Below are 19404 nucleotides of genomic sequence, written 5' to 3'. Positions count from 1 at the left end.
GTGAATTGGTTGTTAAGTGAGTTGTGATTGAGCGGTTGCGTGAAAATCAATGAACATACTTTCACTCAATCGCTCAATCACAACTCACTCATTAATCCAGGAGACTCCGGTAACCAGTGTCCTTCGGCGGGTTGACCTGCCGACTGGCGGGTGTGGCCGGGGGGGCTTCGTCCAGCTTGATGATTTTGAATTCACCGTGGTTGTAGGCTTCCAGCAAAGCCTGGCCTTTGTCCGAAAGAATCCCGTTCTGGATGTCGACCGAGTTGATGAAGTCCATCGACATATCCATGGCCCGCTTCATTTCGCCGAGCTTTTTGCTCATGTCGTCCTGGATATACTCCATCGACTCGTCGAAGTAAAACTTCTTGTCGGGATCGCCTTTGAAGATGCTAATGGCCGTCCGCAAAGCGTTGGAGCTTTCCTTTACAATCTGGTATTCCGCTTCTTTCAGTTTGACCTTGATCTCAGTTTCTTTGATGATGTAGTCGGCGCTTTTATTCACTTTCTCCATGAATTCCAGCACCGTCCGCATGTTGCGCTGAAGCGGCTGCAGTTTCTCGTTCATTTCCTGCAAACCGGCGCCTTCAATGGTGGCGAGTTGGGCGGCTTCCCGCATACCGGGCCGGTCGGTCATGGCATTGGCTTTGTTGGCTTCGGCAAACTTCTGTTTGATCACCTCGTTGTTCTCGGTAATTTTCCGGTTCAGTTTCACCAGTTGTCCCGCCAGCGTGTCAATCTGTCCCTGCATGCTGCGTCGTTTGTCTTTCAGATCGTTGACGTAAATCTTCATGATCGCAATCGGATCGAGCTGAATCACGAGACCTGTCAATTTCCGCATCAGCGTTTTATACAGGAAGAAAACCGCCGTCCGCACATCCTTGCTCGTAAACAGGAAGATCAGGAAGCCCAGAACCGCCAGCAAACCCGCCAGATACAGCGTATTTTCGGTAACCTTGATCAGAAATTCAACAATCCGGTTGAAGTATACCAATCCCATGGCACCGATGGCGGCCAGAAAAAACAGCCCCGCGATGCCTTCCGGGCGACTCCAGAACGAACGCTTGTCGCCGTCCTCGGTTCGGCCACCCACTTGTGAAAAATCAGGAGTTGATGCCATTGTTATGTGTAAGGTTTATGGTTTAAATCGTCATTTAATATACTCTCCCAGTTTGAGCAAATCCCGCTTGATCTGACCGACGAAGACGGCCAGTGTCGCTTCGTAATTGCTTTGGTTCTGGGTGATTTTCTGCCGTTGGTCGTTTAACTCTCCGCCAATTTTGGAAAGCCGTTCGTTGTTGGCGTCCATTTTTCGCTGAATTTCCAGCATCTGTTTGGCCAGTTGCTCGTTCTCCGATTGCAGTTGTTTCTGTTCGTTGGACAACCCGCCGACTTTTTCGGTCAGGGCTTCTTCAACGGTTTTCGAAAACGCCTGCTGGTCGTTGTTCAGGGCCGTCAGATACTGGTTGGCCGAACTGACCAAACCGGCCACATTCGCCGAACCGCCCATTGCCTTGAAACTGGCCCAGGCCGCCTGATACTGCTGGTCTTCACTCAGATTGAGATTCGACAGGTTTTTCAGCGTTTCCCGAAACTCGAAATAATCGGGGCCGGGCTGGTTGGCTTTCGACAGCACAGCCGCGAAATGATCGACAAACTTCGTATCGACAGCACCCTCGGGCACCGCTGACGAAGCAGTAGGTTCACGCACCGCTGCTGCAGGAACCGGGCCAGCCGGTGTTGTCGGCACGGAAACCGGATTGGGCGGGTTTTGTGGAAAGGCCGTTATCGGCTTACCCGTCGTCGGTTCGTCTTTGATAAAGAGATTCAGGAGTTTTTTTCCGAAGCCCTCCAGCCCGGAACTCGTTTCTTGTTCTGCCATCTTGTGTTAGGTTAAAACGTATCGTTCTTGCCGATGAAAGACGGAACAATATTAGATGGGTGCAAGATGATAAAATAACCGTTTTAAGCCAAACGGTTTACTGATGGCCTGTAAGGATAAAAACCGGGCCGAACTTCATGTATCGACCCGGTTTTAGGGTTTTAGTCGTAAGGCAGAATAGAATCAGGCCTTCTTTCGATTTACAGTCGTTTTCTTTGGACTTCCGGCGGCCTTCTTCCGGCTTCCGGCCTCACCCTGCATCGTTGCCCGGCCCAGAAATATTTCGTCACCTTTCAGGTTGATAGTCGTATAAAACTGGTACCCATCCTGAACGTATCGCACCAGTACCTGTTCGCGCTGGTCGGGTTTTCCGTAGGGTTGGGTTGCTGCTACCAGAATCTGATTCCCGTTTACGATGGCTCTGACAAACGGCACGTTGTTGGTTTTTAGCTGATTGGCGGTGTATTTATACCAGGTTTTTCCGCCGTCGACCGAGCATTCGGTTTGGTCGTTCAGGTATTTTTCTCGCCCATTGAATAGGTCACCGTGGTGTTTGAACAACCGCCAGAGACCATGGATGTAGTGTTCGTAACAGGCATACACCCGGTCGTTGCCCAGGCCCTGCTGATTTACATCGGCTGGAGTTGGCTGATCGGGTTTCAATTCCGTCGCGTCATCCCAGAACATGACTCCGTAGGCACCCGTAAACCAGTAAAAAACCGCAATTCCTTCGGCCACGGCTGGGGGAGCCGCGTTTTTCGCTTTCTCACTATTGGGGAATTCACTGCTTTGGGTGTTGAAAAGCCACTGCCAGGCAATGCGTTTCTTGGGCGAAAGCCGGGCGTTTACCTCCTGTTCGTGTAACAAAGCGCCGAGCCAGTGGCGGGCACCGTCGTCGCTGTGCGGGATGGAATAATCGAAATCCGGGAACATGTAATACGTGCCCGGCATCTGAAAATCAATGTAGTCGGCGAAGGTCTTGCCAACAATTTCGTCGGGCATCCCGCGTTGGCGCGAGGTGGCTGTGTGCCGGGCGGGCATGGCCCAGAGCCATTCCGGGGAGCCCTTGTACTCGCGGGCGCGGGAATACCCATAACCGTTGAGCGGAACGGGAGCAATGGAGCCAATTTCAGTATAGGGACTGATCCACTCCTGAAGCGACTTCATCATAAAAACATAGAGATTGACCTGTTCCTGCCGGTTCAGAACGTTGCCAACGCCTTCATTTTCAATGTCGAAAAAGATTTTTCCGTAGGTATTTAATTTGTTGTTCGGGTTACAATCGCCAAAATTTTCGCATTCTCCGTTGAGTTCCTGCATGGCGGTATACACACTGTTTTTAAATCTCTGGTCACCCCACGGACGCTTGTACCAGGTTTCCGGTGCTTTGTCGCCCGACCGCGCCCATTCGATGTTAAAAGGCGCACCGGCCATGTAGCCCTGGCCAATGGTCAACGCCCGCTGAGACGGTTTTAGCCGACTGGTCCAGCCTGGCGGCTTGGGATTCCATTCACTGCGGTATTCGTCGGGCGACATCCGGGTTTTGTCGACAGACGAAAAGCCCCGGCGGAACAGCTTTGACCAATCCTGATCGACGTGCAGGTTGCGCCCGGCACCGCTGAACGTCACGGATTTGGTGGCGGGGAGAGTAAAATCCCCGACAACATCCGGATTCCAGTAGCCTTTGCGGGTAGTAGGGGTAAAGGATTGCCGGGGTGTTGGGGTCAGGGCGGTTTGGGCAGGTAAAGCACCCTGATGGGGTACGATGACCGGCTCAGGTCCACTGATTGAACGATTGTACCATAAACCGAACCCGGCCAGAGCAACAACTAAAGAAATCAGAAAAAGCTTCATACGGTTGGTCATTCGTCCAAATAGCGTTTCGTGATGGGTTGGTACGAATCGATTCGGCGGTCACGAAAATAAGGCCAGGTCGTACGGTATTTGTCGGTTAAACTTAAATCAATTTCCTGAACGTGAGTGACTTCTCCTTCGTGTGGAGCCAGGTACAGCAGGGTGCCGTGGGGATTGGCTACAAAGGACCCGCCCCAGAATTTCTGGCCCCTTTCCTGCCCGACCCGGTTCACCGAAACCACATGAACGCCGTTGGCTATGGCGTGGCTGCGCTGAATGGTTTGCCAGGCGCTGTATTGTTCTTCATCCACGTTGGGATCGGTTTCTTCCGTATCCCAGCCGATGGCAGTGGGGTAAAACAGGATTTCGGCACCCATCAGAGACGTAATGCGGGCCGGTTCGGGATACCATTGATCCCAGCAAATCAGGACACCGATTTTGGCATATTTCGTTTCAAACACCTTGTAGCCCAGATCGCCGGGGGTGAAGTAAAACTTTTCGTAATAACCGGGGTCGTCGGGAATGTGCATCTTGCGGTATTTGCCCAGATACGCGCCATCGGCATCCAGAACGGCGGTCGTGTTGTGGTACAAACCGGCGGCCCGTTTTTCAAATAACGACGCAATGACAACGGTATTGGTTTCCCGTGCAATTTCCCCCAGCCGTTCGGTGGTGGGGCCGGGGATGGCTTCGGCCAGACTGAAATTGTGGTGATCTTCCACGTCGCAGAAATACAGCGAGCGGAACAATTCCTGCAAACACACAATTTGGGCGCCTTTGGCGGCAGCTTCCCGAATCCCGGCAATGGCTTTTTCGAGATTAGCGTCCAGGTCGGCCGAGCAGGACATCTGCACCAGGCCAATGTTTACTTTTTTTGACATGTGATCTTTCAAAGGGATTAACGTTCCGGGCCGGTTCTGTGCGTGGAAGGCCCGGGGCCCCGTTTCAGTTCTTTCAGGTCAAAATCAAACCGCAGTTCATTCATGCAGTTGAAATGACCCTTCGGACACTGGTCATAGCCTATTTTAGAACAAGGACGACAGGGCAACAGTTTGTTTTCGAGCGAAACAAAATTGGTTTTGTAGGGGTACATGCCCAGTTGTGGCGTGGTGTTGCCCCAGATCGCGTAGGTTTTTTTCCGGAAGGCAGCCGCAATGTGCATCAGCCCCGTATCGTGGCTAAAAACCAGCGCCGACTGCTGGAGAATCGAAGCCGACTGGTTCAGGTTGTATTTTCCGCAGGCGTTGTAAATCAGTTTGTCACCCAATGCCTGAAGCACTTCGTCGCCGGCAACAGCGTCTTCTTTGCCCCCCAGCAGCACTACCGGATAATTGATTTTTCGGCACAATTCAATCATGCGCGCTACGGGGAGTTTTTTGGTATTGTGCTGACCGCCAATGGCGTAGGCGACAAATCCCCGGCGGTGGGTGATGGGAAACCATTCGGGTTCCACAATGTCCTTGTACGGAATGAAGTAATCCAGCCCTTTTCCATCGTTGACCACCCCAAATGATTCCGTCGTTTTCAAGTATCGGTCGACAATGTGGAGGGGGGGCATGGTGTTCACTTTGAACTGAACATAGAGCCATTTCTCCCAGTTGAGCTTATCAAAACTACGCGACGGAACGGCCAGCCGCAGCTTGATGATGCGGGTACGGAGGTTATTGTGCAGGTCGATGATGAAATCATACCGCTCGGTTCGGAGCTGGCGAATGAGGTCGTTCAGGTTTCCATCCAGATAAATTCCCTTGTCGACATAGGGATTGGATTCGATGAGGGACTGAAAGGATCGCTTGGTGCAATAATGGATTTCGGCACCCGGAACCTGTTGTTTCAGGCAACGTATAACCGGCGTCGTCAGCACGATGTCGCCGATGGACGAAAACCGGATAATCAGAAACTTGGCAGGGGTGGTATGCATTGCCGCCAAATTTACGATATGGCCGGGAGATATTTGAAGGAAAGGTGTAAAACCTGTGCGAATGGTGACCCTACTTGATTGTGATACCCCACCCCGTCAGTGGTCGCAGACCCTGACAGCGGTAGGGTATCACAATCAAGTAGGGCCCGGATTTCAACCCTGTCAGGGTCTGCGACCGCTGACGGGGTGGGTGAATAGGTCGCCAAAGTCCTCGTTGCTCATGTCCTGGTGGAAATGAATGTATTCTTTTCTCCCGCCAAACCACGTCAAAACCGCTTCCCGCATCAATAAAGTAGGCTTAGCCGATAGGTGACTCTGGTAGGAAGAAGACAAATACGTTGTCAAATCTCCGGTTACGCCGTGTTTAACGGGGTTATTGTGAATGTAGAAAATAAGCCGGGTAAAGTAAGAGTCATCCGTAACCACTTTCCGGTGAAAAGGGCGTTCGAACAAACTGCCGGTTCGTTGGGTATTGGCATTGAAATCTTGCGCATAACTGTTGAAGAGATTGGAAAATTGTCGGCTGGCATTGGGGACTTTCAACCAGCCCCGTTCGCTTAAAAGTTTCTCCTGATCAAATTCATGCACTTCTTTTACCCGAACCATCAGATGAAAGTGGTTTTTCATGAGGCAATATGCAAACGTGTCAACAACCGGAGTTAGGTAGTTGGCATATTGTATTAAGAAGAAACGATAATGGTGGGCGGTGGAAAAAAGGGCTGTTCCATTGATTCCACGGTTGTAAATGTGGTAATACCGCCCTGGCTCGAGGGGCTCAATTTCTTCCATCGGTTTTTCGTTTTAGGTTTTGACGAAAACCGGTACTAAAAGTCATCCAATCAGGATCCGCACCCCGTCAGCGGTCGAAGACCCTGACGGGGTGCGGATCCTGATTGGATGACCTTGGAAGGTGTTATTTGGGACCCTATTAGCGGTTTATTTGGACGATTCTGGGATCAGTGGCTTCCCACCGCTGTCAGGGTCTGCGACCGCTGACGGGGTGGGAAGCTACTGATCCCAGAATCGGGGTTTGTTGGGTGTTCGGTAGATGCTGTTTTCGCAGGCAAGGCAGGGCGCCAGGTTATCGAGCAGGATATTCTTGCCGTTTGGAATGCCGACGGCCTCTTTCGACCGATCGACTTTTAAAGCCATTACGCTAACCCCGGCGGCCCCAAAATACCCGTAAACGACCTCGCCCGGATTGCTGGTACACTTGATATTTCCGCCAACGGCCGCCGGAGCGGCATCAAATAAACCGCCCGTGTTGTTGACCAGTTTTTTGACACTGTTGAAAAACTGGTAGGCACCCGGACTGATCGATTGCTGCTCCACTTCCACGTAATACATGCCGCGCGACGTAAACGGTACGCTCATAATATATTGACGGCTAATGGCTTTTCCGTTGATGGCCGCGTCGGAGCTGATGTTGATGCAGTTGCTGTAGCACTGGTTAATATCCCAGCAATCCGTGCAGCAAGGTAACCCCATGTAGTATCCCTCCGAATTGATATTGGGGCTCAACTGACAGGCTGCCGTAAACTCGTAATTCTTCCACACCCACCGGTAATAATCGCCGGGCGTTTCCGGGTCTTTGGTGTCCAGATAAACGGCCCAGGTGTTCCGTTTGTCGTTTTCGAAGGATGCCGTATTATACTGGTATTCGTAACTCAGTTGGCTAATCGGCGGGGCGGTTTTTAATACTTCCAGAGACGATTCATATTGTTTCCCGTCGGTGGTTCGGATGGCGATTTTATACGAGCGGCCTACAGTGCCCCGGATGCCGGTTGCCGCAGTTTGGTAATAGCCCGGACTGGCTTCCCGAAGCACCTCCTGATTCCCGGCATTGTCGGATAGCGTTACCGTGGCACCACTGACCAGCAGGTTCAAACCCGAATACGTGTAGTCGGCGGTTTGCGTGAGGTTGACAGCATAGGGCCCTGGCTGGTCGGTGATCAATCCTTCCACGACCAGAGCCCGCCCGATGGATTGTGTATCCGGCTGATAGGGGCTGATGCACGAGCTGACCAGACCCAAAATCAGCAGAAAGGCCAGTCTCGGGCGAAAAAACAGCAAAGGAAAACCGGTAGGAATCAGGCTTTTCATAACGAATCAAAACTTGAAATTGTAGGTCAGTGATGGGAAGGCCGATCCAAACACCGACAGTTTGTAGCCATCGGACAACGATGCCGAATTGACCTTGAAGAACACTGAATAGGCATTCTTCCGGGCGTATACATTGTAGATCGAAAAGACCCAGCTCCGTTCCCACTGCCTTTTTTGGGCTGGATTCTGATTGAACTCGACGGCAAAATCCAGCCGGTGGTAATCGGGAATCCGCTGCTGGTTCCGGTTTACATAAATGGGGACGACGATGCCGTTGACGCGGGCCCGGGCGTAGGGCTGGGTCACGGGGCGGCCGGTGCTGTATGTGAAATTGAACGACACATTCACCCGGCTGTTGGGCCGAAAGGTTGTCATGGCATTCAGCGTGTGCGGTTTGTCGAAGTTGGTCGGATATTCGATGCCATTATTCACCTTTTCTTCCCGGAAAGGGCCGTTGATGGTATAGAATGACCGGGAGTAGGTGTAACTGACCCAGCCGATCCAATGGCCTTTATTTTTGCGGAGCTGGGTTTCCAGTCCGTAGGCCCGGCCGGTTCCCTGCAACAACTCGGTTTCGGGGGTCGGATTGAGCACCAATTCCGCCCCATCCTTGAAATCAATGGCATTTTGCAACGTTTTATAGTACACTTCCGCCGACGCTTCAAACGCATTTCCGGCGGTATTTTTGAAATAGCCCACCGACCATTGATCAGCAATCTGGGGCTTCACGAACGAATCGCTCAGCTTCCAGCGCGAGACGGGCAGCGCGGCAGTTGTGTTGGTAATCAGGTGAATGTATTGCCGCAGGCGGTTGTAACCCGCCTTGATGGACTGACCTTCGGCCACAGTCCAGCGCAACGCCAGACGTGGTTCGATACCGCCTGCCTGGTGGTAAATCTGTCCTTTGGTGTGGGCGGTGGAAGAGGATGTCGTTTCGGGTTCGCGGGGAACGCCTTCCTGATAAATCGGAACGCTGGCCGGTCCCCGGTTCAGCAGTTGGGAATAGCGAATCCCACCCAGAATGGAAAAGGCTTCATTCACTTTCCATTCATCCTGAGCATACACCGCCAGTTCATACGCCCGTTCGATGGGCATCGCTTTCGGCAGCACGTTCGATTGAAAACCGGGGACGAGCTTATTGGGCTGGAGGTAATAATCGATCAGGCTGATGCCACCCTGCAACTGGTGGTTACTCGTTGCGGCATAACTCAGGTCGGCTTTCAGTTGGCGGTGCAAAATTTCCGAGGTGAGCCGGAACGCATTGGCCGGGTCGGGCGCGGAGGTTTCGGGGCGGTACTGGCTGTATATGGCGGTGGTAGTCAGATTGAAACGATCGTTGATGAAATAGTTCCATTTCAGCGTACCATTGACGGTTCGGTATTCAAAAACCGTGGAAGAGGCATTGACTTCTACGGTCGAAAGTGAATCGGATGCCAGTTTAAATTCGTCGTGACTCGTGTACCCCGTGAACGTAACGGTATGTTTTTCACTGGGTTGGAATTTTAATTTAGTCGTCAGGTCGTAGAAATTCGCTTTCGTTTCCCGAATACTGCGGGGCATGAGTTTAAACAGAAAATCATTGAACGACGCCCGCCCGGCCAGCAGAAACGAGAGTTTTTTATTGAATAAAGGCCCCTCAAGGCCCAATCGACTGGCGACGATTCCGATCCCGCCATTTACCCTGAGTTTGTCGATCTCCGGTTCTTTCACCCGAATGTCGAGCACGGATGCCGCCCTTCCGCCCATACTCGGCGCAATACCGCCCCGGTTGAGCGTAACGTCGCGGACAATATCCGGATTAAAAACCGAGAAAAAGCCCATCAAATGGCTCGAATTGAAAATAGGCGCGTCGTCCATCAGCACCAGATTCTGGTCGGTGCTGCCCCCCCGAACATTGATGCCGGGAGCGCCTTCGCCCACGGTGGTAACGCCCGGCAGCAGCAGCAGACTCCGCACCACGTCGGCTTCCCCCATAAAAGCCGGAATGCGCCTGATGGTTTTGATGGACATCTGCGTGACGCCCAGTTCCACTTTCTTTACATTCCGGTCGGGTGCTTCGGTCGTGACGGTCACTTCTTCCAGATCCTTGGAATCGTCTTCCAGCAAAATTTCTGTCAAAACCGTTTTGTTCAGGACAATGGAATGCGTTTGCGGCCGAAAACCGATGTGGGTAAATTTGACGTTATAGGTGCCGTCGGGGAGGGGAATGACAAAAAAACCGTCGCGACTCGTGTTAACGCCCCGGCGGTTTTCGGTAATAAAAACCGTTACGCCCTGAATGGGTTTTTTGGTGATTGCGTCGCGAATGTAGCCCGTGAGGGAATGATTGGATTGGTCGCTTTTGGGCTGGGCTGCCGCAACAGAAAAGATAAGCCAACTGCACACAATGGTGAAGTAGAAAAATCGCATGTAGGTCAGGTTGTAAAATTGGTTTCGTGTTGTAAAGATCAAATATTGAATAGTAAATAACGAATAAACTTAGGATTAAAATTACATTCGTTATTTGATCGATACCGAAACCGGCTACTGACGCCTTCTTTTTTGTAAATGCGCTTCTATTTCATTTAAACTGAGGGCATTAAACGTCATGCTTTTAGTCAAACCGCCTTTGCGGGCAACCGCCACGCCATAGTGCATGTCGTGAAAACCGGGCATTTCGTGCGCATCGGGATTGATACTCAGCATAACGCCCTGATTCACGGCATATTGAATCCAGCGCCAGTCGAGATCGAGCCGCCAGGGGCTGGCGTTGATTTCGATCACAACGCCGTGTTGGGCACAGGCATCGATCACGGCCTTGTAATCGATGGGATAGCCCGCCCGGGCCAGCAACAAACGACCCGTCGGGTGTCCTAAAATGGTCGTGTAGGGATTCTGAATGGCGTTGATCAGCCGGGCCGTTGCTTTTTCGCTGGTCATCGACAGGTTGGAATGCACCGATGCCACGACGTAATCGAAGGTGGCCAGCAGGTCGTCGCTGTAATCCAGCGAACCATCGCCCAGAATGTCAGATTCGATTCCTCTCAGAATCTTGAACGAACCGCCAAACTGAGTATTTAGCCGGTCGATTTCTTCGTGCTGTTGCTGCACACGGTATGGTTCCAGCCCTTTGGCATACGTGGCCGATTGGGAGTGATCGGCGATACCGAAATAGGTAAAACCCAGATCCCGGCAGTAGGTCGCCATCTGTTCAAGCGTGTGCTTTCCGTCGGAATAGGTACTGTGGTTGTGCAGAATGCCGCGCAGTGCGTCCCAGGTCACCAGATCATCGGGGGAGTGGGTTTGCGCCCAGTCGAACTCAAAACCACCTTCGCGCATTTCCGGTACGATGAAGGGCAGTCCGGCTCGTTTATACACCGCTTCTTCGGCTTCGGACGGAAACGCCCGGCTGGTTTGTAATAATGTTCGGCCCGATGCGCCGGTTGTCGTCAGGTGTTTTTCGGCCGCCGAATGCGTGAATAACTGGCTTTCAAACCGATCGGCCGGCGTGGTAATGATCTCGACCTGAACGTCGTATCCGCTGGCCTGTCCCCGCCAGATGAAAGGCGAGGAGTCAATTTCGTTCTGTTCTAGGTAGGAGAGGGAGTTCAGAAATTCAAAGGCAGCGATCGGATCGGAAGTACTGGCAACATATTGAATGGTATCGACCTCCTCGCTCTTTCGGCGGATTTGCCCGGCCACTTCCACGCGGCTGAACTCCTTTTCAAACACGTCCAACAGCATATTCGACAAGGCTTCGGCTTTGTCCATGCGGAGTTTGCCGGACTGGTTTTCCAGAAAGGCCAGTGATTCGAGAATGGCCTGCTGCGTTTTTTCGCCGAACCCTTTGATTTTGGCGATTTCACCACTCTCACAGGCCAGCCGCAAATCCCGGATTGTATCGATTCCGAAGTCGCGCCAGATGACCCGGATTTTTTTGGCACCGATGCCTTTGATCCGAAACATTTCCAGCACACCTTCGGGGGTTTGGGCCAGCAAATCATCGAGGTCCTGAAGCCGTCCGGTTTCGATAATCTGCAACACTTTTCCGGCTACGGATTTACCAACGCCCGGCAACTTGAGCAGTTCCGGAAATGACATTTTGGTGAGGTCTTCACTGATTTTGTCGAGGTTGAAAGCGGCCGCCTGAAACGACCGGGTTTTGAACGCATCCACATCGTGAAGCTCCATGAGCTTGGCCGTCAGTTCCAGAATATCGATAATTTCGGTGTTGGTCATGGTATCGGGAAAGGGCGGTTTTTGTTACCAATCTTTTAAGTACGGTTTCTTACAGTCCCGCTGCAAAAGAAAGTTGGCGTAACATATGGATTATGGTTCGAATCTCATTAACTTAATTCTCCCAACACTCGTAGACCCCTTCATGGACACACGCGACCCTCATCTTTGGAAGCAGGCTAAAGCCCGTGCCGGCTTTAAAATGCATCTGCGGACTTATCTGTTTGTCAACGTTGTTCTTTGGCTGATCTGGCTGGTTATCTTTTTGGTTTTTCAGGAGAAATGGGGCACCTACCCGTGGCCTCTCTGGACAACACTGGGCTGGGGAATCGGCTTAATCTCTCATTATTTCAGCGTTTACCACGGTTTTAATGAAAAAAGCCTGGCGGAACGCGAATATGAAAAACTCAAACGGACCCACGGTCTGTAGTCCGTTAAACCGCTACCGGTGCTTTGATGGCCGGATACGGATCGTAGTTCTGCAGCTTGAAGTCTTCGTATTTGAAATCGAAGATCGACTTCACCGCCGGATTCAGCTTCATCACCGGTAACTCACGTGGTTCGCGGGAAAGTTGCACCTTTACCTGATCCAGGTGGTTGAGATACAGGTGCGTATCACCGCCCGTCCAGATAAACTCGTGTGCTTCATAGCCGCATTCCTGCGCGATCATCATGGTGAGTAGTGCATAGGAAGCAATGTTAAACGGAACGCCCAGAAAGACGTCGGCACTACGCTGGTACAACTGGCAGGAAAGTTGATTTTCAGCCACATAGAACTGAAACAACGCATGGCAGGGCGGCAACGCCATGTTGGGAACGTCGGCCGGATTCCAGGCCGAGACGATCATCCGGCGCGAGTCGGGGCGGTATTTCAGTTGCTTCAGAACATCCTGTAACTGATCGATGAGCTGACCGTTCGGCGCTTCCCAGCTTCGCCATTGTTTGCCGTACACCGGACCCAGTTCGCCATTTTCGTCGGCCCATTCGTCCCAGATCTTCACCCCGTGTTCGGTCAGGTATCCAATGTTCGTATCGCCCTTAATGAACCACAGTAATTCGTGAATAACCGACTTCAGATGTATTTTTTTCGTCGTAACGAGCGGAAAGCCTTCCTGTAAATCAAACCGCATCTGGTGTCCAAAAACGCTGAGTGTGCCCGTTCCGGTTCGGTCGGTTTTACGGGTGCCGTTGGCCAGAATATGTTGGAGCAGGTCGTGATACTGTTTCATACTGCCAAAATAAAAAAAGGCTTTCGGGTTAAAAAGCCTTTCGGAAGATAAAAGATTTATGACAAGAGAGAATAGACAGGAGAAAAAAGAATCTGGAAAGCTAGTGGTCAGAGAACGAACAGCTTGTCTACCTTCTCTTGTCTCTCCTCTCTGGTCTATTTTTATTTTTCAATGGTCAGCGAATACGTGATGCTGGCCGTCGGACGAAGCTGGGCCGTAGCCGAACAGTATTTGTCCATGGACAGGTCGATGGCCCGGCGTGCCTTGTCATCGTCCAGATCGCCTTTCAAAATGTAGTGCAAATGAATGGACTGAAAAGGAGCGGGCGTGACATCGGCGGGTCGTTGTCCTTCGACGGTGATGCGGAAGTCTTCGATCACCTGGCGCTGTTTTTTCAGAATTAGAATGACGTCGATGGCGCTACAACCGGCCAGCCCCATCAGCAGCATTTCCATGGGCCGTGCACCGGCGTTGTGACCGCCAATGTCGACAGCACCATCGATGTGGATGGGAACGTCGGAAACCCCGGTTGCTTCGAAGTGGAAAGCGTCGTCGACGCGATTCAGCTCCACTTTCATGGTTTTTACTTTCGGAGAAACGGTATTGGATTGCTCACTTAGCATGGTTTTTTCGTTAGTGGTATACGGACTCGTTACAAAATTGCTTGTTTCTCATAAATTACGTAATTTCACTCGAATAAATTCCTGACAATCATGTCGGACCGACTCTTTGATTTAAAAAACGACCGGCGGTTCAGCGTTTACTTATACCGCGCCGGGTTCGGTTTTTGGCTGCTTTACATTTTGATGGGGGCCCGTTTCATGCACGATCTGGTGGCGTATCGGACGGATTGTGCGGTGTTCTCTTTCTTTCTGATGGTGTTGGCACTATCGGCATCGATGTACTACGATTACTACCATCATCCCGCTGAATTTGAGCAGAAAAAGAAGTGGCTGATTGTGATGTACCTGGTTCTGGCCGGGTTGATCTACGTTTTCATTCTGAGGAAAGAACCGCTCAACCTGGCAGGACTACTGCCCCGGTTTTAGGATTTCATTACCTTCGTAATCTCGTTCAATCGCTCCATTTTGTGCTGAAAATCACCTTTCAGGCGGTTGCGAATCGCTTGCAGGTTGTCGAGGGTTTCCTGCAAGGAGTCCGGCAATATGTCCTCCAGCACTTCCCGAAACCGCTTGGCAAACGTCGGCGATTTTCCGTTGGTCGAAATAGCAATTTTTAAATCCCCTTTCTTGACAACCGAACTCAGGTAAAAATCGCACAGATCGGGCGTATCGGCTACATTGACGAGAATCCGGCGGGTTTTGCAGTCGGTTTGTATTTGAACATTAACGGCTTTATCGTTTGTCGCTACGATGACTAAATCGTTGTTGTCCAGATACTTGATGGCATAGGAATCGTAGATCAGGTGGAGATTGGCGTGTTGTTCCGCGAGAACCACAATTTCCTGCCGGATTTCGGGCGAAACCAATGTAACCGGTGCGTTGGGCGCGTTGGAGAGGAGCGCCGTTACTTTTTCCAGCCCAACATAACCGCCACCCACCACCAACGTTTGCAGATTTTCAATTTTTACGAAAATAGGGAAGAGGGTGTTCATGGATGAGGAAAGAAAGCAAAAAATACCATCACAACCCACTTTTACATTTAATATTTATCATTTTACATTTAATATTAAAAGATAATTTAAAACGTAAAATGTTAAATACTAAATGTAAAAGTAATTGGATTAGTTGCTGGCAATAGCCTGCTGTAAATCAGCCAACTGCAACTCCCGCAGCCGGGCAACTTCGCCAACGACGATGATGGCCGGAGAGCTAATATTTGAGGTAGCTACTTGCTCCAGAATGGTCGAAACCGTTCCGGTAACCACCTGTTCCTCCGTAAGCGAACCGTTTTGAATGATGGCAACCGGCAACCCGGCTTTGCCAAAGGCGCCAAAAACCGTCATGATTTCGGCCAGCTTGTGCATGCCCATCAGAATGACGACAGTCGCTGTCGACTGAGCGGCAAGGTGCAGATCCTGAGAGAGTTGCCCGGTTTTGGTAGTGCCGGTAACCACCCAGAAACTCTCGCTGACACCCCGCGTGGTGAGCGGAATGCCCGCCAGTGCCGGCACGGCATAACTGCTCGATAGACCCGGTATGACTTCGGTTTCAATCCCAAATTGCCGGGCGTATTCCATCTCTTCGTACCCGCGTCCAAAAATGAACGAATCACCCCCTTTCAGCCGAACAACATGGCCGTAATTCTGGGCATAATGCACGATCAGCGGGTTGATTTCTTCCTGCGTACAAGAGTATTCGTTCAAACGTTTACCGACGTACACTTTCAGCGCATCCGGTTTGCAATAGTCCAGTAAATCGGGATGTACCAGCGCATCATACATGACCACATCGGCCTGTTGCAATGCCTTCACTCCCTTTAAAGTTATCAAATCCGGATCACCGGGACCCGCACCTACCAACGTTAATTTCATTAGAAATAAGTTAAGAGTGAAGAGTGAAGAATTAAGAGTTGGCTAACGCAAGCAGAAAGACAACTCTTAACTCTTAACTCTTAACTCATCATTCTTAGCTGTCTTTCGCAATGACCAGTTCACGCAATTCCGGCAGGCCATCCTGTTCGATTTGGCGTTCGCGGTACGCTTTTACGCTCTCGATGAAAGATTCGGCCTGGGCAATAAACGATTGCGCGAATTCTTCCGTCGGTTCGTTTTTGTTGATGCTGAACACCAGGGCTTTAAAGCCACCTTCTTCGGTATGGAATCCGGGTTCGCCGATGAAGTTTTTGTCGAAATCGCTTACGACACCGTGCTGGGTATTGGTGTTGATGTCTTTTGTCATCAAACTGCCTTTGGCCCCGGTAATGAACACGTTGTAGGCGTGGTAGATGGCGTCGGCCCAGCGGCTTTCCCGGAAGGCTTCGTTGGCCCAGCCCAGCTTTTCGGCGGCTTCGGTCAGGGTGGTGGCCACAAGGTCGATCATGACGCTCGCGCACTCGCCAATTCCGATTTCGGTTACAAACTGTTCGGTGTGATCCCAGTCCGTATAGTCTTCCTGCGACAGGGTTTTCAGGTCAGCCAGCGGTTTCAAGAGGGTGTAAAAATAGTTTTTCCCCTGACGAGCGTAATAGTCGCTGTAGTATTCGCCTTCGAACCCGTTGGTTTCGTAATCGTTCAGCAAAATCCGGAGTCCGTCGGGCCCGCGTTTGGTTGGAATTTTGACGACTTTATCGCCAAACAGCCCTTCACCCTTGCCGTTGAAACCACCGCCGAGCAACACCTGCAAAGCCGGAATGACGTAAGCGCCGTTTTTGACCGAACTGCTGTGAAAACCGATGTTGGCGACCGAATGCTGCCCACAACCGTTCATACAACCCGAAATCTTGATTTTGATGTCGCTGTTGTAAATCAGATCGGGAAACTCGGCGGTCATCATTTTTTCGAGTACCCGCGTAATGCCGTAGCTGCTCGAAATGGCGAGGTTGCAGGTATCGGTCCCGGGGCAGGTGGTGATGTCGGCCGTCGAGTCAAAACCGGGTGCTGCCAGTCCGAGCGTGTCGAGCCCGGCGTAGAGTGCGCGCAGGTTTTCCGGACTCACAAACCGCAGCAGATACCCCTGATTGACGGTCACGCGGATGTCGTCACCGGCGTATTGTTTCACCAGCGACGCCAGGGCCCGGGCTTTGTCGGAATGCATGTCCCCCAGCAAAACGCGCAACTGAACGGCATACCAGCCTTTTTGTTTCTGCTCGAACACGTTGGTTTTCAACCAGGCCTGGTACGGTGCGTCGGTTGATAATTCTGCCGGATTGATCTGGGATGACGGTTCGCCCGGGGTGAACGTAAAACCCAGATCGGTATTGATCGAATACGTTTTGTTTTTCAACGCCAGCCGTTCTTCTTCCACCCGGCGTAGAAATTCTTCCAGGCCAATGTCCTGTAACAGGAATTTCATCCGGGCTTTGTGCCGACGGGTCCGTTCGCCGTAGCGGTCGAAAACACGGATACAGCCTTCAATAAAGGGTATAATTTTATCTTCTTCCAGGAATTCAAATGCGGTTTCGGCCATGTAAGGCTGCGCGCCCAAACCGCCACCGACCATCACCTTAAAGCCCCGTTTGCCTTCTTCATTGATGCGAGGAACCAGACCGACGTCGTGCATGTAGCCATAGGCGGCATCTTTCTCGCTCGATGACAGGGCAATCTTGAATTTCCGACCCATTTCCTGGCAAATCGGGTTGCGGAGCAAATAGTCGAAAATGGAGTAGGCGTAGGGTGTAATATCAAACGGTTCTTCCGGATCGATGCCTGCTTTGGCCGAACCGGTCACGTTCCGGACGGTATTCCCACAGGCTTCCCGTAGCGTAATTTTAGCATCTTCGAGGTCCGACCAGAGTTGGGGCGTGTCGGCCAGTTTGACAAAGTGCAACTGAATATCCTGACGGGTGGTAGCGTGCAGGTTTCCGGTAGCGTATTTGTCGGAAATATCGGCAATTCGAATCAACTGATCCGCCGTAATGCGTCCGTAGGGCAATTTGATCCGGATCATTTGCACACCCGGTTGGCGCTGGCCATATACCCCGCGTCCCAGACGAAATTTGCGGAAGTTTTCTTCGGCCATGTCGCCGGAAGCAAAACTGCCAATTTTTTCCTGTAGAACCAGAATATCGCGTTTAGCGGCTGCGCTGACGTTATCGGTGAATTGAACGGACATGGTGTATTGCTTTAGTGAGATAGTCGATAGAATTAAAAGACTAGTATTCTGAATAAAAGGCCGGAAGGTATTCCGGCACTTTTGGGTATGGTTTACATACAAATGTACTCATTTATGAGTTCCTGTCCCGGCGTAAACAGACCTACTTTTTATTATTGGTCATTACCTGCGGTTATACACAAACCGATCACCCCATTAACAGTTTACGCATCGCTTATTCCACTTCTCCCTGCAGCATCAGCGCGCCCACGGTTACATTCGAGGTTTCATCGATCAGGATGGCTCCGCCGTTGACCCGGTTTTTGCCGTATGGGTCAAAACTAACGGGTTTCGCCGTTTTCAAAATAACGCGGGCGATGTCGTTCAACTTCAGGCTCTCGGCATCCGTAAATTCTTCGTAGGTGTTGACGTTCAACTGATACACAATATCACGCACGGCGCAGCGGGTCCGGAACGTACCGTGCTGGAGCGTGTATTTACTACCGACCTTCAGCGGTTTGGCATCCATCCAGCACAGGAGGGCTTCGACATTCTGACTCACAATCGGCAAGTTGTCCGACTTCACGATGAGATTGCCGCGGCTCACATCCACATCGTCGGCCAGATGCAGAACGACCGACATGGGGGCAAAGGCTTCGTCGTAATGAGTTTCGGCAATTTCGATAGCGTCGATGGTCGACGTTTCGCCGGTCGGCAAAACCGTTACGGCATCGCCTTTGCGGAAAATACCGCTGGTAATTTTTCCGGCGTACCCGCGGTAATCGTGCAATTCGGCGGTCTGGGGACGGATCACATACTGAACGGGGAAACGGGCATCCGTCAGGTTTTCATCCTGATCAAGCACGACGGTTTCGAGGTGGCTCAGCAACGGTTCGCCTTCGTACCACGGCATGTTGACCGACTTATCGACCACATTATCACCATTTAAGGCACTCAGCGGAATGTAAGTCACTTCGCCAACATTCAGTTTTTGGGCCAGTTCGTTGTAGTGAATGCAGATATTGGAGAAGACATCCTGGGAATATCCGACCAGATCCATTTTGTTGATGGCCACCACTAGGTGCGGAATGCCGAGCATGGACGCAATGAGCGAGTGCCGGCGTGTCTGTTCCACGACGCCGTGACGGGCATCGACCAGGACCACCGCCAGTTGGCAGTTGGAAGCCCCCGTCACCATGTTGCGGGTATACTGAATATGCCCCGGCGCATCGACGATGATGAACTTGCGTTTCGTGGTCTGGAAATACCGGTAAGCCACATCGATGGTGATGCCCTGTTCCCGTTCCGAGCGCAAACCGTCGGTCAGTAAAGCCAGGTCAATTTCACCGTCATCCCGGCTTTTGCTGGCGCGTTCGATGGCTTCCATCTGGTCGGCCAGAATGGATTTTGAATCGTATAACAAGCGGCCGATCAGCGTGCTTTTGCCGTCGTCGACACTACCTGCGGTAATAAATCGGAGTAAGTCCATTT

Annotated in this window: 17 protein-coding genes; 2 read left to right on the top strand and 15 right to left on the bottom strand. The window is 51.5% G+C overall.

Annotated features, from left to right (window positions below):
• Positions 1–91: 91 nt before the first annotated feature.
• From F0P93_RS28840 to F0P93_RS28800, 9 genes are all read right to left on the bottom strand, one after another.
• Positions 92–1117 (bottom strand): hypothetical protein, encoded by a 1026-nt coding sequence (locus tag F0P93_RS28840; protein ID WP_150881274.1) that lies wholly within the window; start codon positions 1115–1117, stop codon positions 92–94.
• Positions 1118–1147: 30 nt separating this feature from the next.
• The gene (locus tag F0P93_RS28835; RefSeq protein ID WP_150881273.1) at positions 1148–1879 is read right to left on the bottom strand and encodes a hypothetical protein; all 732 of its coding nucleotides are present in this window, start codon (positions 1877–1879) and stop codon (positions 1148–1150) included.
• Positions 1880–2062: 183 nt separating this feature from the next.
• Complete coding sequence (locus F0P93_RS28830; RefSeq protein ID WP_225309693.1) at positions 2063–3733, bottom strand: hypothetical protein; 1671 nt, start codon at positions 3731–3733, stop codon at positions 2063–2065.
• Positions 3734–3741: 8 nt separating this feature from the next.
• The gene (locus F0P93_RS28825) at positions 3742–4614 is read right to left on the bottom strand and encodes a carbon-nitrogen hydrolase (RefSeq protein ID WP_150881272.1); all 873 of its coding nucleotides are present in this window, start codon (positions 4612–4614) and stop codon (positions 3742–3744) included.
• Positions 4615–4631: 17 nt separating this feature from the next.
• Positions 4632–5654, bottom strand: a complete 1023-nt coding sequence (locus F0P93_RS28820; protein ID WP_150881271.1) for a glycosyltransferase family 9 protein — start codon at positions 5652–5654, stop codon at positions 4632–4634.
• Positions 5655–5816: 162 nt separating this feature from the next.
• Positions 5817–6281 carry a transposase gene (locus F0P93_RS28815; RefSeq protein ID WP_191908949.1) on the bottom strand — a complete coding sequence of 155 codons (465 nt, stop codon included), beginning with the start codon at positions 6279–6281 and terminating at the stop codon, positions 5817–5819.
• Between the two features lie 381 nt (positions 6282–6662).
• On the bottom strand, positions 6663–7757 hold the full coding sequence (locus tag F0P93_RS28810; protein ID WP_150881270.1) for a DUF4249 domain-containing protein: 1095 nt from the start codon (positions 7755–7757) through the stop codon (positions 6663–6665).
• Between the two features lie 6 nt (positions 7758–7763).
• Positions 7764–10166 (bottom strand): TonB-dependent receptor, encoded by a 2403-nt coding sequence (locus F0P93_RS28805; RefSeq protein ID WP_150881269.1) that lies wholly within the window; start codon positions 10164–10166, stop codon positions 7764–7766.
• A gap of 114 nt (positions 10167–10280) precedes the next feature.
• Complete coding sequence (locus F0P93_RS28800; RefSeq protein ID WP_150881268.1) at positions 10281–11975, bottom strand: helix-hairpin-helix domain-containing protein; 1695 nt, start codon at positions 11973–11975, stop codon at positions 10281–10283.
• A 142-nt stretch (positions 11976–12117) separates the two neighbouring features.
• On the opposite strand from F0P93_RS28800, the gene F0P93_RS28795 reads away from it, so the two are divergent.
• A complete protein-coding gene (locus F0P93_RS28795; protein WP_114409509.1) occupies positions 12118–12402 on the top strand; it encodes a 2TM domain-containing protein in 285 nt (94 codons plus the stop codon).
• Between the two features lie 4 nt (positions 12403–12406).
• Here F0P93_RS28795 and F0P93_RS28790 read toward each other — a convergent pair whose 3' ends face one another.
• Positions 12407–13201: a thymidylate synthase gene (locus F0P93_RS28790; RefSeq protein ID WP_150881267.1), complete on the bottom strand. Its 795-nt coding sequence runs from the start codon at positions 13199–13201 to the stop codon at positions 12407–12409.
• Positions 13202–13362: 161 nt separating this feature from the next.
• Positions 13363–13824 carry an OsmC family protein gene (locus F0P93_RS28785; RefSeq protein ID WP_374756793.1) on the bottom strand — a complete coding sequence of 154 codons (462 nt, stop codon included), beginning with the start codon at positions 13822–13824 and terminating at the stop codon, positions 13363–13365.
• 90 nt (positions 13825–13914) lie between these two features.
• On the opposite strand from F0P93_RS28785, the gene F0P93_RS28780 reads away from it, so the two are divergent.
• Positions 13915–14250 carry a hypothetical protein gene (locus F0P93_RS28780; protein ID WP_150881266.1) on the top strand — a complete coding sequence of 112 codons (336 nt, stop codon included), beginning with the start codon at positions 13915–13917 and terminating at the stop codon, positions 14248–14250.
• Here the strand turns inward: F0P93_RS28780 and F0P93_RS28775 are convergent.
• From F0P93_RS28775 to F0P93_RS28760, 4 genes are all read right to left on the bottom strand, one after another.
• Positions 14247–14816: a precorrin-2 dehydrogenase/sirohydrochlorin ferrochelatase family protein gene (locus F0P93_RS28775; protein WP_150881265.1), complete on the bottom strand. Its 570-nt coding sequence runs from the start codon at positions 14814–14816 to the stop codon at positions 14247–14249. The genes F0P93_RS28780 and F0P93_RS28775 overlap by 4 nt on opposite strands.
• Before the next feature lie 129 nt (positions 14817–14945).
• The gene (gene cobA / locus F0P93_RS28770; protein WP_150881264.1) at positions 14946–15695 is read right to left on the bottom strand and encodes a uroporphyrinogen-III C-methyltransferase; all 750 of its coding nucleotides are present in this window, start codon (positions 15693–15695) and stop codon (positions 14946–14948) included.
• A gap of 94 nt (positions 15696–15789) precedes the next feature.
• Positions 15790–17934: a ferredoxin-like domain-containing protein gene (locus F0P93_RS28765; RefSeq protein ID WP_150881263.1), complete on the bottom strand. Its 2145-nt coding sequence runs from the start codon at positions 17932–17934 to the stop codon at positions 15790–15792.
• A 214-nt stretch (positions 17935–18148) separates the two neighbouring features.
• Positions 18149–19402: a sulfate adenylyltransferase subunit 1 gene (locus tag F0P93_RS28760; protein ID WP_150881262.1), complete on the bottom strand. Its 1254-nt coding sequence runs from the start codon at positions 19400–19402 to the stop codon at positions 18149–18151.
• Positions 19403–19404: the final 2 nt, after the last annotated feature.

It is taken from the genome of Larkinella humicola (genome assembly GCF_008727875.1).
Classification (GTDB): Bacteria; Bacteroidota; Bacteroidia; order Cytophagales; family Spirosomataceae; genus Larkinella; species Larkinella humicola.
This window is presented reverse-complemented; position numbering and strand designations above follow the sequence as displayed.

What these genes read in the sequence shown, in the direction of transcription:
- F0P93_RS28835 (WP_150881273.1), bottom strand. Translation starts at nt 1,879, where the DNA reads ATGGCAGAACAAGAAACGAGTTCCGGGCTGGAGGGCTTCGGAAAAAAA.
- F0P93_RS28830 (WP_225309693.1), bottom strand. Translation starts at nt 3,733, where the DNA reads ATGAAGCTTTTTCTGATTTCTTTAGTTGTTGCTCTGGCCGGGTTCGGT.
- cobA (WP_150881264.1), bottom strand. Translation starts at nt 15,695, where the DNA reads ATGAAATTAACGTTGGTAGGTGCGGGTCCCGGTGATCCGGATTTGATA.
- F0P93_RS28840 (WP_150881274.1), bottom strand. Translation starts at nt 1,117, where the DNA reads ATGGCATCAACTCCTGATTTTTCACAAGTGGGTGGCCGAACCGAGGAC.
- F0P93_RS28785 (WP_374756793.1), bottom strand. Translation starts at nt 13,824, where the DNA reads ATGCTAAGTGAGCAATCCAATACCGTTTCTCCGAAAGTAAAAACCATG.
- F0P93_RS28820 (WP_150881271.1), bottom strand. Translation starts at nt 5,654, where the DNA reads ATGCATACCACCCCTGCCAAGTTTCTGATTATCCGGTTTTCGTCCATC.
- F0P93_RS28800 (WP_150881268.1), bottom strand. Translation starts at nt 11,975, where the DNA reads ATGACCAACACCGAAATTATCGATATTCTGGAACTGACGGCCAAGCTC.
- F0P93_RS28810 (WP_150881270.1), bottom strand. Translation starts at nt 7,757, where the DNA reads ATGAAAAGCCTGATTCCTACCGGTTTTCCTTTGCTGTTTTTTCGCCCG.
- F0P93_RS28795 (WP_114409509.1), top strand. Translation starts at nt 12,118, where the DNA reads ATGGACACACGCGACCCTCATCTTTGGAAGCAGGCTAAAGCCCGTGCC.
- F0P93_RS28765 (WP_150881263.1), bottom strand. Translation starts at nt 17,934, where the DNA reads ATGTCCGTTCAATTCACCGATAACGTCAGCGCAGCCGCTAAACGCGAT.
- F0P93_RS28780 (WP_150881266.1), top strand. Translation starts at nt 13,915, where the DNA reads ATGTCGGACCGACTCTTTGATTTAAAAAACGACCGGCGGTTCAGCGTT.
- F0P93_RS28775 (WP_150881265.1), bottom strand. Translation starts at nt 14,816, where the DNA reads ATGAACACCCTCTTCCCTATTTTCGTAAAAATTGAAAATCTGCAAACG.
- F0P93_RS28815 (WP_191908949.1), bottom strand. Translation starts at nt 6,281, where the DNA reads ATGAAAAACCACTTTCATCTGATGGTTCGGGTAAAAGAAGTGCATGAA.
- F0P93_RS28760 (WP_150881262.1), bottom strand. Translation starts at nt 19,402, where the DNA reads ATGGACTTACTCCGATTTATTACCGCAGGTAGTGTCGACGACGGCAAA.
- F0P93_RS28805 (WP_150881269.1), bottom strand. Translation starts at nt 10,166, where the DNA reads ATGCGATTTTTCTACTTCACCATTGTGTGCAGTTGGCTTATCTTTTCT.
- F0P93_RS28825 (WP_150881272.1), bottom strand. Translation starts at nt 4,614, where the DNA reads ATGTCAAAAAAAGTAAACATTGGCCTGGTGCAGATGTCCTGCTCGGCC.
- F0P93_RS28790 (WP_150881267.1), bottom strand. Translation starts at nt 13,201, where the DNA reads ATGAAACAGTATCACGACCTGCTCCAACATATTCTGGCCAACGGCACC.